Annotated in this window: 17 protein-coding genes; 6 read left to right on the top strand and 11 right to left on the bottom strand. The window is 64.6% G+C overall.

The window, feature by feature from the left end:
• Positions 1-52 precede the first annotated feature (52 nt).
• From ECTPHS_RS00210 to ECTPHS_RS00160, 11 genes are all read right to left on the bottom strand, one after another.
• Entirely contained in the window at positions 53-907 is an 855-nt protein-coding gene (locus ECTPHS_RS00210; RefSeq protein ID WP_008930645.1) for a 23S rRNA (adenine(2030)-N(6))-methyltransferase RlmJ, read from the bottom strand.
• A 166-nt stretch (positions 908-1,073) separates the two neighbouring features.
• Positions 1,074-1,787 (bottom strand): sulfur oxidation c-type cytochrome SoxX, encoded by a 714-nt coding sequence (gene soxX, locus ECTPHS_RS00205; protein WP_008930644.1) that lies wholly within the window; start codon positions 1,785-1,787, stop codon positions 1,074-1,076.
• A 20-nt stretch (positions 1,788-1,807) separates the two neighbouring features.
• Positions 1,808-2,611 (bottom strand): sulfur oxidation c-type cytochrome SoxA, encoded by an 804-nt coding sequence (gene soxA, locus ECTPHS_RS00200; RefSeq protein WP_008930643.1) that lies wholly within the window; start codon positions 2,609-2,611, stop codon positions 1,808-1,810.
• Between the two features lie 136 nt (positions 2,612-2,747).
• Positions 2,748-3,263: a methylated-DNA--[protein]-cysteine S-methyltransferase gene (locus ECTPHS_RS00195; RefSeq protein WP_040404587.1), complete on the bottom strand. Its 516-nt coding sequence runs from the start codon at positions 3,261-3,263 to the stop codon at positions 2,748-2,750.
• A 22-nt stretch (positions 3,264-3,285) separates the two neighbouring features.
• A complete protein-coding gene (locus ECTPHS_RS00190) occupies positions 3,286-5,040 on the bottom strand; it encodes a tol-pal system YbgF family protein (RefSeq protein ID WP_141565200.1) in 1,755 nt (584 codons plus the stop codon).
• A 121-nt stretch (positions 5,041-5,161) separates the two neighbouring features.
• Positions 5,162-5,509, bottom strand: coding sequence for a 50S ribosomal protein L19 (rplS, locus tag ECTPHS_RS00185; protein ID WP_008930640.1), 348 nt, complete (start codon positions 5,507-5,509; stop codon positions 5,162-5,164).
• 13 nt (positions 5,510-5,522) lie between these two features.
• Entirely contained in the window at positions 5,523-6,287 is a 765-nt protein-coding gene (trmD, locus tag ECTPHS_RS00180) for a tRNA (guanosine(37)-N1)-methyltransferase TrmD (protein ID WP_008930639.1), read from the bottom strand.
• A 10-nt stretch (positions 6,288-6,297) separates the two neighbouring features.
• Complete coding sequence (rimM, locus tag ECTPHS_RS00175) at positions 6,298-6,804, bottom strand: ribosome maturation factor RimM (RefSeq protein WP_008930638.1); 507 nt, start codon at positions 6,802-6,804, stop codon at positions 6,298-6,300.
• 29 nt (positions 6,805-6,833) lie between these two features.
• Positions 6,834-7,094, bottom strand: coding sequence for a 30S ribosomal protein S16 (rpsP, locus tag ECTPHS_RS00170; protein WP_008930637.1), 261 nt, complete (start codon positions 7,092-7,094; stop codon positions 6,834-6,836).
• 90 nt (positions 7,095-7,184) lie between these two features.
• Positions 7,185-8,546 (bottom strand): signal recognition particle protein, encoded by a 1,362-nt coding sequence (ffh, locus tag ECTPHS_RS00165; RefSeq protein WP_008930636.1) that lies wholly within the window; start codon positions 8,544-8,546, stop codon positions 7,185-7,187.
• A gap of 51 nt (positions 8,547-8,597) precedes the next feature.
• Positions 8,598-9,365 carry a 3',5'-cyclic-nucleotide phosphodiesterase gene (locus ECTPHS_RS00160; protein ID WP_008930635.1) on the bottom strand — a complete coding sequence of 256 codons (768 nt, stop codon included), beginning with the start codon at positions 9,363-9,365 and terminating at the stop codon, positions 8,598-8,600.
• A gap of 145 nt (positions 9,366-9,510) precedes the next feature.
• Between ECTPHS_RS00160 and ECTPHS_RS00155 the strand changes: the two genes are divergently transcribed.
• The 6 genes from ECTPHS_RS00155 to dxs all read left to right on the top strand — a co-directional run bounded on the left by ECTPHS_RS00155 (position 9,511) and on the right by dxs (position 16,320).
• Positions 9,511-10,329 (top strand): inner membrane protein YpjD, encoded by an 819-nt coding sequence (locus ECTPHS_RS00155; protein WP_008930633.1) that lies wholly within the window; start codon positions 9,511-9,513, stop codon positions 10,327-10,329.
• A gap of 141 nt (positions 10,330-10,470) precedes the next feature.
• Positions 10,471-11,751 (top strand): HlyC/CorC family transporter, encoded by a 1,281-nt coding sequence (locus ECTPHS_RS00150; protein WP_040404585.1) that lies wholly within the window; start codon positions 10,471-10,473, stop codon positions 11,749-11,751.
• 6 nt (positions 11,752-11,757) lie between these two features.
• Positions 11,758-13,116, top strand: a complete 1,359-nt coding sequence (radA, locus tag ECTPHS_RS00145; RefSeq protein ID WP_040404583.1) for a DNA repair protein RadA — start codon at positions 11,758-11,760, stop codon at positions 13,114-13,116.
• A 104-nt stretch (positions 13,117-13,220) separates the two neighbouring features.
• Positions 13,221-13,487, top strand: coding sequence for an exodeoxyribonuclease VII small subunit (locus ECTPHS_RS00140; RefSeq protein WP_008930630.1), 267 nt, complete (start codon positions 13,221-13,223; stop codon positions 13,485-13,487).
• Positions 13,488-14,372, top strand: coding sequence for a (2E,6E)-farnesyl diphosphate synthase (gene ispA, locus ECTPHS_RS00135; protein WP_008930629.1), 885 nt, complete (start codon positions 13,488-13,490; stop codon positions 14,370-14,372).
• Positions 14,373-14,463: 91 nt separating this feature from the next.
• Positions 14,464-16,320 (top strand): 1-deoxy-D-xylulose-5-phosphate synthase, encoded by a 1,857-nt coding sequence (gene dxs, locus ECTPHS_RS00130; RefSeq protein WP_040404582.1) that lies wholly within the window; start codon positions 14,464-14,466, stop codon positions 16,318-16,320.
• Positions 16,321-16,355 lie beyond the last annotated feature (35 nt).

The following is a 16,355-nucleotide window of genomic DNA, read 5'->3' as shown; positions in this document are numbered from 1 at the left end:
TGATCAGGTGAGAGGTACTTGGGGATGATCAGTCGGGTTTCAAGGGGGGGACTCAATCCCCTTGCGGAGGTACCCGCCATTCCAGCGTGCTGCCCCCCTGCCCCTGGGGGTCAAGGCAGGCGTACAACCAGGCCTGTACGTCGGCCAGAGTCCGATCAAGCTGCCAGGGCGTATTGAGGATGGCCATGCCCGATCCATTGAGCCCCATGGGGGTCTGCGGCGGGGCAATGCACAGCTCGCTCACCAGCAGGTCCTTGACGCCGCCCCGCGCCAGGCCCTGGACCAGGCCCCGGTGCCGCCCGGCGGACAGGATGGGATACCAGACCATGACGACCGCGGTCGGCCAGCGACGATGGGCCTCCAATATCAGATCCAGGGTCTCCCGGTACTCCCGGTCCCGCTCATAGGGCGGGTCCACCAGGACCAGTCCGCGACGGATCACCGGCGGTAGCAGGGCCTTGGGGAGTTCACGGGCGTCCCGCTGATGCACCGCCACCCGCGGATCGCCGGAGAAGTTGGCCCGCAGCACCCCATGATCCGCCGGGTGCAGTTCATTGAGGATCAGTCGATCCTGATCCCGCGTCAGCATCCGGGAGACGGTGGGGGATCCGGGATACAGGGTCAAGGCGCCATCCGCCGCGTTCAGGGTGCGGATCATCTCCAGATAGGGTGACAGGGCCTCGGGTGGATTGGGTGCAGACCAGACCCGCATCACGCCATCCCGGTATTCGGCGGTCTTGAGCGCCAGCGGGTCATGCAGGTCATAAAGACCGGCCCCGGCATGGGTATCCACCACCGCCAGCGGCTTGTCCTTGCGGGTCAGGGCCGCCAGCACACAGGCCAGCAGCGCGTGCTTGTGCACGTCGGCAAAATTGCCGGCGTGAAAGCCGTGACGGTAACTCAACATGTAAGGATTCTCTCGGGACTCAAGACAAGGGCGATGCCGGGGAAGAAAAACGGCGGACGGGCACGGGCCGTCCGCCCGGAAGTCCCCAATGGACTCCGCGGAGATGATAGAGGTTTTACGTCACTCAGGGAAAAGATTCGGGACATCCCTGTCCCGGGCGTGACCGTCATCTGGCGTGGCGGGAGTTCACCGGCGATTCCGGGTCCAGCAGGTAGGCCATGATGTGAGCAATGCTTTCCTGACTCAGGAACTGATTGACACCAAAGCGAGGCATCTGGGTGCAGGGGAAGAAGCTATGAGGATTGTAGATCATATCGTAGACGAATTTGCGCACCGCCTCGCTGTCACCGCGCAGGGCACCATAGGCGGCCAGGCTGGGCCCCAGATTGCCGAAACCCAGTTCATCCGGGTCCAGCTGGTGGCAGGCATAGCAGTTCCCGCCCACGGGCCGGCTATGGTCATCCACATTATGCCCGATGCGAAAACCCGTCCCGCTGCGGGCCAGCTCGGCTCCCTGGCGCCAGTCGCCCAGCTGGATGCCGCCGTCGGGATAGACGATGCTGTCCCGGGCCGCGCCGACGATGCGGACAGCCATCTCGGGCTGAGGGCGGTTGCGGGCCTCGCTGCACATGCGCTGCAGGGGGTCCTGCACCATGCGGTCCGCCGCCGTGCGGCCTTCCTGGGTTTCCTGGTCAAGGTTGAAACTGCCCGAGCGGAAGATCAGGTATTCAGCGTAGGCTTCCGGAGACATGCGACTGAAATCCCGCTCCGCCTGGGTATCCGGCCGTGGCTGGGCACAACCGGCAATCAGGACCGCCGAGGCCACGGCCACGCCGATGGCGATAAAGACATACCCGACAATGCTTTTTTGTTGGTTCATGGTCTGCGCTCCCCCCGGTATCAGCGCTTGAGATCAGGCAGCGTGGCCACGCCACCCCGGGCCTGATGGGTCCAGTAGGAAATGATGGCAACAGAGGCATCCGACCCGAACTGGATACCGGCCTGGCGCATCTGGTAATAGCAGCCCCGGACCCGGTGCTGGGAAGTCCTCACCACCCCGTGACCGATGCGGTAGGCGGGCCAGGAGATGGCCTTGGACCATTCCTCAACATTGGATTCCACCGGCAGGAAGGACAGTCGGATACGCTTGCGGGGCGTGGTGTGGCAGGTGGCGCAGGCAAAGTCCATGCTGCCGGCGCGACGATGGAACAGGACCTCCCCGGCGTTGCGGGTCAGCCGTTCCATGGGATGATTCATGGGCGGATTCCACTTCATGCCGTTGGACTGGCTGGCCACGTAGGTATAAATGGCCACCAGATCCGCCTCACGGGTGTCGCTGGAGTGCTTGCGGGCAATGGGATCATCCTGGTCAGTGAACCCCTGGAGGGTCTTCATGCAGTGGATGATCCGGGACTCCAGATCCATGACCCGACCGGCATCCTCGAACCAGCGCGGCATCTGCACGTAGGCCCCTTTCAAGACGCCGGGTCCAAGCCCGAAGTCACAGCGCTCCAAGGATGCATTCTTCGGTCCCCGGACCTCATGAAACAGATCCTCGCCACGCCACATGGTCAGTTCCGCGGGATTGTCATCGGCCAGCATGAGCAACTGTTCACGCCCGGTCAGATACGGTGAATCGGAAGCCATGGCACCACCCACCAAGCTTCCGGCCAGCGCCACGCAGGCCAAGATGTTCTTCAGCATACCCCTGTCCTCCACACGTTTTTGCAACGCCGTTGTTGTCTTTGCAGCCCCCGAAAAGCACGCAGACGGGCGCCCCGAGCCCTTTTGCGTAAGACTGAGCGCAATATAGACAAATGTCAATACACAAGGGAATATCCTAAGAACCCATAGGAATAATTCGCCATGACGGGGGTACCAACACGCCTTCGTGCGCCAGCAACCAGGACTTGATCTCAAGACCGGCGCCACGGGTCTCGCCCCCATAGCCGCACAGACTGCCGTCGGCCGCGATCACCCGGTGACAGGGAACGATCACCGGCAGTGGGTTGGCCCGGCAGGCACCACCGACCGCCCGGGGACCAGACCCCTGCCGACGGGCAAGCCCTCCATAGCTGAGAACCTCACCACTGGGAATTCGGCACAGCGCCGACCAGATGCGCTGCTGAAACGGAGTCCCTCCCAGATCCAGGGGCAGGTCGAAAATGAAGGCGGGATCATTGAAATAGTGCCGCAGCTGTGTCGCGGCCCGGGACGAAAGGGGATTGCGGGGATCGCGCAGGGGGACTTCGCCGGTGACATAATCCAGCGCCATCAGCCCCCGATCGGAGCAACGCAGGGCCAGTCGCCCCAGGGGCGAGTCCATGACCAGATCGTAATCGGGACTGCAAGGCATGGATGAAACCATGCCCGCCAGCCTACTGCTGCAACTGCAACTGCTGCAAGCGCTGTCTGAGCACCACCCGGCGCTCCGCCTCCGGGGTGCGGCGGATCAGGTCTTCGTAGATGACCCTGGCATCCCGGACCAGCCCCGCCTCCCCAAGCGCCTCGGCCGCCTGGAACCGGGCACTGAGCGCCCACATGTCGGTACTGTCTCCCAGCAGGGCGGAGCGCAGATACAACCGGGCGGCCTGCTCATGCTCGCCCAGGGCACGGTGGGAGTCGGCCTGCCAGAACATCAGCTCCCGCAATCTGCGCCGCTCCGTCAATCGGGGAGCAATCACCTGAAACAGGTTCAACGCGTCCTGATGACGGCGGACCGACTGTAGATCGAACAATACCTGCATGAAACGGTCCGCCGCCTCGCCCTCCAGTTGACGAACCCCGGACAGCACCTGGTAAAGACCATCGATACCCGCCTCCTCCTGGCCGCCCAGGATCAGGGTACGCGCCCGGCGCAATCCCCACAGGAACGGGTCCACCCCCTCCGGCGCCCGCTCCAGACCCGCCATCAGACGGGAAGCGGTATCGAGATCTCCCTGTCCCAGGGCGGTTTCCGCCAGTAGATGACGCACCGGAGCCGGGACCCGGTCGGCCGCTCCGAACGGGCCGTCGCCAAGATAGAGGGCCTGCAGCAATGACGCACCCAGACCTTCGATGGTCGCCAGCTGCTCACTCAGACGCCGATGGGCCTGGGCCTGCCCCTGCGGCATGGGGCTTCTCAGGGCAACGACCGCCAGCAGCCCACGGGCAGCCAGGGGCTGCCGGGCCTGCAGACTGTCCACCAGCGCGAACCAGGCCTCGTCGTCACCGATCAGAAGCTGACGCTCGTTGGCCAGACGCTCCCCCAGGCGCAGATAGCTCTGCCAGAGCGGCTCCGCCGTCAGTCGATACAGGTCATCCCCGCTACCCAGCCGGGACTGGGCCACCAGGGCGGATTCCAGCACCGGAATCTGCTGCACCGGGTCCTGCAACGACCGGGCGGCCACGGCCGCAACCGCCAGATAGCGCGCCGCCGCCACCGAGTCCCGGTCCTGTCCGCGGGCGGCCCGACCGGCCTGGCTGACCGCCTCCTCGGCGGCAAGCGCGCCGGCCCGGAACCGGGCCAGGATGCGCAGGGCACCGGCCTCGTGACCGTCCACGCCGGTCAGGGTGTTGACCGCTTCCTCATGCCGCCCCACCGAGAGCAGGATGCGCGCTTCCAGCAGTGCGGCATCCCCGGCCTCGCTGCCGTAATCCAGACGGTAACGACGCAACGCGATCAGGGCGTCTTCCGGCCGACCATCCAGGCTGTAGGATTCCGCCAGCATGCGGCGCCAGGCCCGAAACCAGGAGTCCGTGGCGTTCGAGGCACCAAACCAGATCAGGGGCCTGAGCACATCCCGTGCTTCCCGCCCCCGCTCCAGGGCGATGAGGGCATGGGCCTGCCGGGTACGGGTCCAGATCACGAAATCCACCGGCAGTTCCACCGGTACTCCCTGAGTCCGTTCCACCACCTGCTCCCAACGCTCGCTGGTTCCCAGGATCTCGATACGCGCCTGCTCCCGGGCCATCCAGCGCCCCGGCTGGGCCTGGTAATCCACCGGCTGCCTCGCCAGCACCCCCAGGGCCAGATCGGTGGCACCCAGGCGCGACAGGGCCATGGCCTCATCCACCACCGGGTCGGCAAGGACCCGCGGCATCCCGCCCAGCACCAGGCTTATCAGGAAAAAGACCAGGAAAACCTTAGGCATCCGTAAACCAGGCATGACGATACTCCTTGACCACATCCTCCGGCGGCCCATCAACGCAGGCGAAAAAAAAGCGCCCCGGTTTCCCGAAGCGCTTTCTTCATGACTCTCAAGACCACCGCTATTACTTGATGTCTTCCTTGATGCGGGCAGCCTTGCCGGTGCGACCACGCAGGTAGTACAGCTTGGCGCGGCGCACGGCGCCACGACGCTTCACCTGAATCTCCGCCACGGTGGGGCTATAGGTCTGGAACACGCGCTCCACACCTTCGCCATGGGAGATCTTGCGCACCGTGAAGGCGGAGTTGAGGCCGCGGTTGCGCTTGGCGATGACCACGCCTTCAAAGGCCTGCAGACGCTCACGGTTGCCTTCCTTCACCTTTACCTGGACGACAACGGTGTCGCCTGGCGTGAAATCGGGCACCTCGCGGTTCATCTGCTCGGCTTCCAGTTGCTGGATGATGTTGCTCATGTTTCGACCCCTGTCAGTCACTGCTCGGCGCGGCCTGCGCGTCCGCCAGCTCGCGTTGATATTCTTCCAGCAGGCGGCAGTCCGCCTCGCTTAATTCCTGTTGTGCCAATAGATCGGGCCGCCGTTCCCAGGTTCGACCCAGCGCCTGCTTGCGACGCCAACGCTCAATGCGGCCGTGGTCACCGCAACGCAGCACTTCCGGCACGCCCAACCCGTCCACCACTTCCGGCCGGGTGTAATGAGGACAATCCAGCAGCCCCTGGCTGAAAGAATCCTGCGTGGCGGACAGTTCATCCCCCAGGGCCCCGGGCAAGAGCCGGGCGCAGGCATCGATCACCACCATGGCTGCCAACTCGCCACCGGACAGCACGTAGTCGCCGATGGACCATTCCTCGTCCACTTCCAGCTGAATCAGCCGCTCGTCGATACCTTCGTAACGGCCTGCCAGCAGTATGACCCTGGGCAGGGCTGCCAGGTGGTGAACACCTGCCTGGTCAAGCCTTTGCCCCTGGGGGCTCATGTAGATCACTCGGGCCGGTGTTTCGTCGTCGGCCCTGGCTGCCTGAATGGCCTGGCGCAGGGGATCCACCTTCATCACCATGCCGGGCCCCCCCCCGTAGGGACGGTCATCCACGGTGCGATGCCGGTCGCGGGTGAAGTCCCGCGGGTCCCAGCAATGGACGGACATCAGCCCGCGCTCGCGGGCACGCCCCGTGACACCCCAGTCGGCGACCGAGGCCACCCAGTCGGGGAACAGGCTGACGACATCGAATCTCACCGTGGCGGACCTAGAAATCCGGGTCCCAGTCCACGCGAATGATGCCTGCCTCCAGGTCAATCTCCTGGATCACCTGATCCCTGACATAGGGAATCAGACGCTCACGATCTCCGCTCACCACCAGTACGTCGTTGGCGCCGGTTTCCATGAGATGGTCGACCCAGCCCAGACTGACGGCCTCGAGGTTGATCACTTCCAGTCCGACCAGATCGGCCCAGTAATACTCGCCCTCCGGCAAGGGTTCCAGTTGCTCCCGGCGAATGCCGATGGACGCGCCAATCAGTGCCGCCGCGGCATCGCGATCATCGATGCCCTCCAGCTTTGCCACCACGCCCTTGCCATGGGCCCGACCGGTTTCCACCTTCAGAACCTTCCACTCGCCGCCGATCTGAATGGAGAGCGGATCATAGTCCACGATGCCTTCGCGGGGCTCAGTCTCGGAAAACAGCTTGACCCAGCCTTTGACGCCGTACACCCCGGCAATGCGACCCAGTATGATCCAGTCCGGACGGTTCATCGGCGGGGTGACTCGAACGGGCCGTCGCCTCAGGCGGCGGCAGCGTTCTGCTTGGTGAATTCCTTGATCAGCCTCGCGGCACGGTCGGAAGCCGCGGCGCCCTTGGACAGCCAGTGCTCCACGCGCTGGGCATCCAGGTGCAGACGCACCTCCTGACCACGGGCCACGGGGTTGAAATAGCCCACGCGCTCAATGTAGCCGCTGTCGCGGCGGCTGCGGGAATCGGTCACCACGATGTGGTAGAAAGGCGCCTTCTTGGCGCCGCCGCGAGCCAGTCGAATCGTTACCATCTGCTGTTAGCCCTGCTTGTCTGGTATCGTTTGGGGGACATGCCCCGGAAAAACGCGCCATTATACACGCGCTTCGGCAAGGTACAAGCTTCAGAAGGGCAAACGCCCTCCCGGCATGCGGCCCTTGAGGGATTTCATCATCTTGCTCATGCCGCCCTTGGAGAACTGCTTCACCATCTTGCTCATCTGCATGTGCTGCTTGAGCAGGCGGTTCACGTCCTGCACCTGGGTGCCGGACCCGGCCGCAATGCGCCGCTTGCGTGATCCCTTGATGATGTCCGGATGACGACGTTCCTTGGGAGTCATGGAGTTGATGATGGCCACCATGCGCTGCAGATCCTTGTCATGGGACTTGTTCTTGATGGCATCGGGCAGATCCCCCGCCCCGGGCAGCTTCTCCAACAGGGAACTCACCCCGCCCATCTTGGACATCTGCCCGAGCTGGTCACGCAGGTCCTCCAGATCAAAGGTCTTGCCCTTCTTGATCTTGCGGGCCAGCTTCTCGGCCTTGTCCTGGTCCACCTGGCGGGAAGCCTCTTCCACCAGGCTGAGAACATCCCCCATGCCCAGGATGCGGGAGGCCAGGCGGTCGGGATGAAACGGCTCCAGGGCGGCGGTTTTCTCGCCCATGCCCAGGAACTTGATGGGCTTGCCGGTGATGTGACGCACCGACAGGGCCGCCCCACCCCGGGCGTCACCATCGGCCTTAGTGAGGACCACGCCGGTGAGCGGCAAGGCGTCGTTGAAGGCCTTGGCGGTATTGGCGGCGTCCTGGCCGGTCATGCTGTCCACCACGAACAGGGTCTCGGCGGGATCCAGACGCGCATGCAGGCGCCGGATCTCGTCCATCATCTCCCCGTCGATGTGCAAACGCCCGGCGGTGTCCACGATCAGCACGTCCTGGTACTGCTTGCGGGCCTGCTCCAGGGCGGCGGCGGCAATGTCCAGGGGGTCCTGACCGGACTCGCTGGGGAAGAAGTTCACACCCACTTCGCCCGCCAGGGTCTGCAGCTGCCGGATGGCGGCGGGACGGTAGACGTCACAGCTGGCCACCATCACCTTCTTGTCCTGACGCTCCTTGAGCCAGCGCGCCAGCTTGGCCACGGTGGTGGTCTTGCCCGCCCCCTGCAAGCCGGCCATGAGGATCACCGCCGGCGGCTGTACGTTGAGCTTGAGGCCGTCATTGGCCTCGCCCATGACCTTGATCAGCTCATCGTTCACCACCTTGACCAGGGCCTGGCCCGGAGTCAGGCTGGCCAGCACTTCCTGACCCACCGCCCGCTCCTTCACCCGGGCGATGAACTCGCGCACCACCGGTAGGGCCACGTCCGCTTCCAGCAGGGCCTTGCGGACCTCGCGGATAGTGTCCTGGATGTTCTCCTCGGTCAGGCGGGCCTGGCCGCGAAGGCGCTTGATAGTGCCCTGAAGGCGTTCTGAAAGGCTGTCGAACATAGGCTTTGAGGCGCCGCGGCGCTGCATGCAACCGGTTGGAGGGGTGGGGGATTATATCGTGAAAACATCACCACTGCAGAGCTGCAGCAGCTCCCGCCTGGGAACCCGGGCCCGTAGCGAGGCAAACACGCTGTCTTCCTCCCCGGATTTGAGATGGGTGATGCCGACCCGGGGAGCATGACGCAGCTTGGCAAGATCCCTGGCCAGTAGCGAGGGGCAGTAATGTCCCGCCCGCTGGCCCAGGGCCTGCTCCCGGTCTGGAAAGGCGCACTCCACGAACAAAAGGTCCAGGGTCTCATGGGCGTTGAGGGCCTCCCAGAAGCCGTCATTGCTGGTGGTGTCGCCACTGAAGGCAAAGGCCGCCCCGTCCCGCTCCACCCGATACCCCACTGCCGGTACCGAGTGGGCCACCGGCAGCATGTCGATGCGACGCCCGTCCAGGTGAATGGGAACATCGGGCTCCATGGCATGAAACCGCACCACCGGCCGCTCCCGTTCCGGCAACTCGAAGAAATCCGGCCAGATCTGCCAATTAAAAATGTGATCATGGATAATATGCATGCAATCCGCACGGGCATGGATCACCAGGGGCCGGGATTGCAAACGGCTGAACAGGGTGTCCAGCAGCAGCGGAAGACAGGCTATATGATCCAGATGGGTATGGGTGATCAGCAGATGCCTTATCCTGGCCATGGCATCCAGGGACAGGTCGCCCACCCCGGTGCCGCAGTCGATGAGGATGTCGTCATCAATCAGGAAGGCGGTGGTGCGGCGGCCGGCGCCGATACCGCCGCTGCAACCCAGGACCGTGATCTGCATGCTCCTTGCACACCTTGCTGGACCAGAATATTGAGCTTGATCCTAACACGCTGTCCGCCGTGACCGATATGATGTTCGTTCCCTTCTCCGAGAAGGGAATTTATGCAATGATTCTCAATTGAAATCTAAGGTTTGGTGCTCATAAATGCTCGTAGCCGCCATCGGATTCATCACCACCGTGCTCTACTTCACAGGGGGCGCCCTGCTCATGCAGCGGTTGCGCAAGGGCTCGGGCGGTGCCACGCCGCCTGCCCGGGGCAAGATGCTCCTGTTCTCCGTCTGGGGAGGCGCGGTCGCCCTGCACGCCCTGCTGCTCTACCTCCACGTCTTCAGTGCCAACGGCGCCGGAATGGGGGTCTTCAGCGTGATTTCCATGGTGGCCTGGCTCATCGCCTTCTTCCTGCTGATAGCCTCCATCCGCTACCCCATCCATATCCTCGGCATCCTCCTGCTCCCCTTCGCCGGAGTCACGGTGTCCCTGGAACTGGCCCTGGCGGGTGACCTTCATACTTCCACCGTCGCCGATCCAGGGTTGCGCGCCCACATGCTGCTGGCGATGATCGCCTTCAGCCTGCTGACCATCGCCGCCATCCAGGCCGCGCTACTGGCCCTGCAGAACTACAGCCTGCACAACCACCGCCCCGGCGGCCTGATCCGTGCCCTGCCGCCGCTGTCCACTATGGATTCCATGCTGTTCCATGTCATCGGCTGGGGTTTCATCTTCCTGACCGCGGCTCTGGTGACCGGCCTGTTCGTGCTGGAAGACCTGTTCGCCCAGCACCTGGCCCACAAGGTGGTATTCGCCATCATCGCCTGGATGATCTTCGCCACCCTGCTGATCGGTCGTTTCCGCTTCGGCTGGCGCGGCCGACTGGCCGCCCGCTGGACCCTGATCGGATTCGCCCTGCTGTTCCTGGCCTATGTGGGCAGCAAGATGGTCCTGGAGATGATCCTGGGCGTCTGACGGCAAACCGCGCCGGATGGCGGGACGGGGCCGGCTTCCACGACGGCCCCGTCCCGCATCGCGGCACTCCCCTTGACAGAGACATGATCCGGCCCGTGTAATTCCACGGGTGTTCAACCGCCCCGTGGTACCGGACCCACCTTGGAACAAATACCCCTGAGTGTACTGGCGGCATTGCTGGTCACACTGTTTTTCTGCTCCGCCTTCTTCTCCGGCTCCGAAACCGCGCTGATGGCGCTCAACCGCTACCGCATGCGCCACCTGGCCCAGGCCGGGCACGGGGGCGCCGGTCGGGCCCAGCGGCTGCTGGACAAGCCGGACCGGCTGATCGGCCTGATCCTGCTGGGCAACAACTTCGTCAACATCATCATCACCCAGCTGGCCACCTATATTGGCTTCCGGCTCTACGGGGATGCGGGCATCGCCATCGCCACCGGCCTGCTGACCCTGGCCCTGCTGGTCTTCGCCGAGGTGGCTCCCAAGACCCTGGCGGCCCTGCACTCGGAGAAGGTGGCCTACCCGGCCGCCTACGTCTACACCCCCCTCATGGTCGTCGCATACCCCCTGGTGTGGACGGTCAACCTGCTGGCCAACACCGTTCTGCGATTGCTGGGCGTGCGCGCCCAGACCCGTGCCCAGCACGCCCTCTCCAGCGAGGAGCTGAGGGTGGCCGTGAACGAGGCCGGCGCCCTGATCCCGGCCCGCCATCAGCGCATGCTGGTCAACTTGCTGGATCTGGAAAAGGCCACCGTGGAAGACATCATGGTGCCCCGCAACGAGATCGTGGGTATTGACCTGGAAGATGACTGGGACGAAATCACCCAGCAGCTCATTCACAGCCAGTACACACGACTGCCGGTGTTCGAGGGCAACGTGGACAACATCCTGGGCTTCATCCACCTTCGCCGGGTTCTGCCCATGGTCTACCGCAACGAACTGTCTCCGGGGCAGCTACGCGAATCCCTGCGTGATCCCTACTTCATTCCCGAAGGCACCAACCTCAATCGCCAGCTCCTCAACTTCCAGCGGGAGAAGCGGCGTATCGGTCTGGTGGTGGATGAATACGGCGACATTCAGGGGCTGGTCACCCTGGAGGATCTGCTGGAGGAGGTGGTGGGCGAGTTCACCTCGGACCCGGGCGCCATCACCCCGGAAATCCTCCCCCAGGCCGACGGCAGCTACCTGGTGGATGCCACCATCCATCTGCGCGAACTCAACCGCCTGCTGGGCTCCCACTTCCCCCTGGACGGCCCCCGCACCCTCAACGGACTGCTGCTGGAACATCTGGAAACCATTCCCGATGCCAATATCAGTGTGCTCATACAGGGGTATCCCATGGAAATCGTGCAGGTGAAGAACAACGCCATCCGCACCGTGCGCGTCAGCCCTCGCCTGCCGCCACGCCCGACGGCACAGGAGTAAGCCGTCGTGGCCAAACCAAAGACCCAGTACCAATGCACCGCCTGCGGGGCGCTGACCCCGAAGTGGAGCGGCCAGTGCCCGGACTGCGGCGCGTGGAACGCCATGGAGACGGTGGTCTCGGCACCGACCACACCCGCCGCCGGCCGTTTTGCCGGTTATGCCGGCACCACCGCTCCCCAGGTGCGCCGCCTGGGCGATGTCAGCGGCGGCGAACAGGCCCGTACCGGCACCGGCATTTCCGAATTGGACCGGGTCCTGGGTGGCGGGCTGGTACAGGGCTCGGTGGTGCTGATCGGCGGCGACCCGGGCATCGGCAAGTCCACCCTGCTACTGCAGACCCTGGCCACCCTGCCGGACCTGCGCAGCCTGTATGTCACCGGCGAGGAATCTCCGGAACAGGTCTCCCTGCGAGGGCGCCGCCTGGGCCTGCCCTGCGACGACCTGCGCCTGCTCACCGAAACCTGTGTCGAACGGATCACCGCCCACGCGGAACGGGAACGACCCCAGGTGATGGTGGTGGATTCCATCCAGACCATCTACTCCGAACAGCTGCAGTCCGCCCCCGGCTCGGTGGCCCAGGTACGGGAAAGTGCCGCCGTCCTGGTGCGCTACGCCAAACAGACGGGGACTGCCCTGTTCATCGTCGGCCATGTCACCAAGGAAGGTCAGATCGCCGGCCCCCGGGTACTGGAGCACATGGTAGATACCGTTCTCTATTTCGAGGGGGATCCCGGGGGACGCTACCGGGTCCTGCGAGCGGTGAAAAACCGCTTCGGCGCGGTCAACGAACTGGGCGTGTTCGCCATGCTGGAAACCGGTCTCAAGCCGGTCACCAACCCCTCGGCCATCTTTTTGTCCCGCCATGAAGCCCCCGTCTCCGGCAGCGTCATCATGGTTACCCGCGAGGGAACCCGACCGCTGATGGTTGAGGTGCAGGCCCTGGTGGCCGAAAGCCATGCCCCGCAGCCGCGCCGCATCACCGTGGGGCTGGAACAGAACCGCCTCACCATGTTGCTGGCGGTACTCCACCGCCATGGCGGCCTGGCCCTGTATGACCAGGATGTCTTCGTCAACGTGGTGGGCGGGGTCCGGGTCACCGAGACGGCAGCGGACCTGCCCATGCTGCTGGCGGCCCTGTCCAGCTTCCGCGACCGCCCCCTGCCCCATGAACTGGTGAGCTTCGGCGAGGTGGGTCTGGCAGGGGAGATCCGCCCCGTGCCCAACGGCGAGGAACGCCTGCGGGAAGCCGTCAAGCATGGCTTCACCCGCGCCATCGTGCCCGCCGGCAACGCCCCCAGAAAGCCCATCGACGGCATGGATGTGATGGCGGCCAGACGCCTGAGCGACGTCCTGGAGTGGATCTGACCCGATCCAGGACAGGCAAACTCGCCGTTGGACTTTCCCGTCCCGCCGGATTCCTATAAGTTAGCAGCCTTTCAGATACATCCCCGATCAAGGATCAGGTAGTGATGGTGAAGAAGACGCTCCCGCCCGCCGAGCCCGCCACCTTCGAGCAGGACCTGGAGGCACTGGAGGCGCTGGTCGCCCGCATGGAGCAAGGGGAACTGAGCCTGGAAGTCTCACTCAAGGAGTTCGAGCGCGGCATCGCCCTCACCCGTCGGTGCCAGCAGGCCCTGACCCAGGCTGAACAAAAGGTCCGCCAACTCACCGAAAGCGGCACCGACATCGATTTTGACACGCCGGACCACGAGTCCGACGAGGAAGGAGAACGCTGAGTGGAGCCCCGCATTTCCGAACTGCAGCAACGGTTTGAGAACGCCCTGGCCGGCTGGCTGCCGGGGGAAAACATCCTGCCGATGCGTCTGCATGAAGCCATGCGCTACTCGGCACTCAACGGCGGCAAGCGCATTCGGCCCGTCCTGACCTATGCCACCGGCATGGCCCTGGGCGTTCCGCTGGAACGCCTGGATGGTCCCGCCTGCGCGGTCGAGCTGATCCATGTCTACTCCCTCATCCATGACGATCTGCCGGCCATGGACGATGACGACCTTCGCCGCGGCAAACCCACCTGTCACAAGGCCTATGACGAGGCCACGGCGATCCTGGCCGGAGACGCCATGCAGACTCTGGCTTTCCAGATCCTGGCCTGCGATCCGGCCATGGTGGACGATCCCCGAGCCCGACTGCGCATGATCGAACACCTTGCCCGGGCATCCGGCTCCCGAGGCATGGTGGGTGGACAGGCCATCGACCTGAGCTTCGAGGGCCAGACACCGGACATCGCCCAGCTGGAAAACATGCACATCCACAAGACCGGCGCCCTGATCCGGGCCGCCGTGATGCTGGGCTTCAACAGCTGCCCGGATGTGGACGAGCCGCTCACGGCCAAACTGGACTGCTTTGCCAAGTCCATCGGTCTGGCCTTCCAGATCCGTGACGACATTCTTGATGTTGAAGGTGATACCCAGACCCTGGGCAAGACCCAGGGCGCGGACCAAGCCCTGGGCAAGGCCACCTATCCGGCCATCATCGGCCTGGAGGCCTCCAAGCAGCAGGCCCGGGAGTTGGTGGATCGCGCCCTGGACAGCCTCAAGGAGCTGGACGAAGGCGCCGACCTGCTGCGCTGGATCGCACGCTACATCATCGAACGCATCCATTGAGCCACCGCCGCGGCACCCGGCCCATGCAGGTTTCGGCTTGCGCGGCCGGGCGCCCCTCCGGATAATGCACTTTTCGCCGAACGACAGTGAAATGACACACACCGTTTCGTACCCCCTGCTGTCTCGCATCCATTCACCGGAAGACGTGCGCAAGTGCTCTCTCAATGAGCTCCCCGTACTGGCGGACGAGATGCGCGCCTTCCTGCTGGAATCGGTTTCCCGCACCGGCGGTCATCTGGCGGCCAATCTGGGCACCGTGGAACTGACCATCGCCCTGCACTATACCTTCGCCACCCCGGAAGACCGCCTGGTCTGGGACGTGGGCCATCAGAGCTACACCCACAAGATCCTCAGCGGCCGCCGGGATGCCATGCACACCCTGCGCAAGAAGGACGGCCTCGCCGGCTTCCCCAAGCGAGAGGAGAGCCCCTATGACGCCTTCGGCGTCGGCCACTCCAGCACCTCCATCGGCGCAGCACTGGGCATGGCCCTGGCGGCCCGCCAGAAAGGGGAAAAACGCAAGTCCATCGCCATCATCGGCGACGGCGCCATGACCGCCGGCATGGCCTTCGAGGCCCTCAATCACGCCGGCGACGAGAAGGCCGATCTGCTGGTCATCCTCAACGACAACAACATGTCCATTTCGCCCAACGTAGGCGCGATGAACCGCTATCTGGCCCGCCTGTTGTCCGGCCCCATCTACTCCACCATGCGGGAAGGCAGCAAGAAGGTCCTGGAGCACATGCCCCCCATGCGCGAATTCATGCGTCGCGCCGAAGAACACGTCAAGGGCATGATCATTCCAGGCACCCTGTTCGAGGAACTGGGCCTGAACTACTACGGCCCCGTCGATGGCCATGACATGGTCGGACTGGTCAAGATGCTGCGCAACCTGCAGGCCATGGACGGGCCGCTGCTGCTCCACGTGGTCACCCATAAGGGCCGCGGCTACGCCCCGGCGGAGGAAGACCCCTGCACCTACCATGGCGTGGGCAGCTTCGATCCGGAACAGGGTATCCAGAACGGCAAGAGCGGCGGCACGCCCACCTATACCCAGGTGTTCGGCGACTGGCTGTGCGACCAGGCCGCCGCCGACGAGCGCATGGTGGCCATCACACCGGCCATGTGCGAGGGTTCCGGCATGCGGGCCTTTGCCTGCAAGTACCCGGAGCGTTACCACGATGTGGGCATTGCCGAGCAGCACGCCCTCACCCTGGCCGCCGGCATGGCCTGCGAGGGCTTGAAGCCGGTGGTGGCCATTTACTCCACCTTCCTGCAGCGCGCCTATGACCAGCTGATCCACGACGTGGTGCTGCAGGATCTGCCGGTGCTGCTGGCCATCGATCGCGCCGGTGTGGTGGGTCCCGACGGCCCCACCCATGCGGGCAGCTTCGATCTGTCCTTCCTGCGCTGCATCCCCGGCATGGTCATCATGACCCCCGCCGACGAAAACGAATGCCGCCGCATGCTGTCCACCGGCTATCTGCTGGATCAGCCGGCAGCGGTGCGTTACCCCCGCAGCAAGGGCACCGGCGTGACCATCGACGAAGGCCTGCTGCCCCTGCCCGTGGGCGAGGCCGACATCCGCCGCAAGGGCAAGGGCGTGGCCATCCTGGCCTTCGGCACCCTGCTCACCCAGGCTCTGGAAGTGGCCGACACCCTGGATGCGACCGTGATCAACATGCGTTTTGTCCGCCCCCTGGACGAAACCCGGGTGCTGGAAGCCGCTCGTACCCATGACCTCATCGTCACCATCGAGGACAATGTGGTCGCCGGCGGGGCCGGTAGCGCCGTGGCCGAGTGCCTGGCACGCCATGACGTGACCGCCCGCCTGCTCCACCTGGGCCTCCCCGACCGTTTCCAGAGCCACGGCACCCGCGAGGAACTCCTCGCCGATGCGGGGCTGGACACGGCCGGCATCGAGGCCGCCATCAAGGCCCGCCTGTGATCAGCAGGCTTGTGCCGCTCATGACAGTCGCGTAA

Origin of the sequence: Ectothiorhodospira sp. PHS-1, assembly GCF_000225005.1 — a bacterium.
Lineage (GTDB): Bacteria > Pseudomonadota > Gammaproteobacteria > Ectothiorhodospirales > Ectothiorhodospiraceae > Ectothiorhodospira.
The sequence above is the reverse complement of the archived record's forward strand: the minus strand, read 5'-3'. Positions and strand labels throughout refer to the sequence as shown.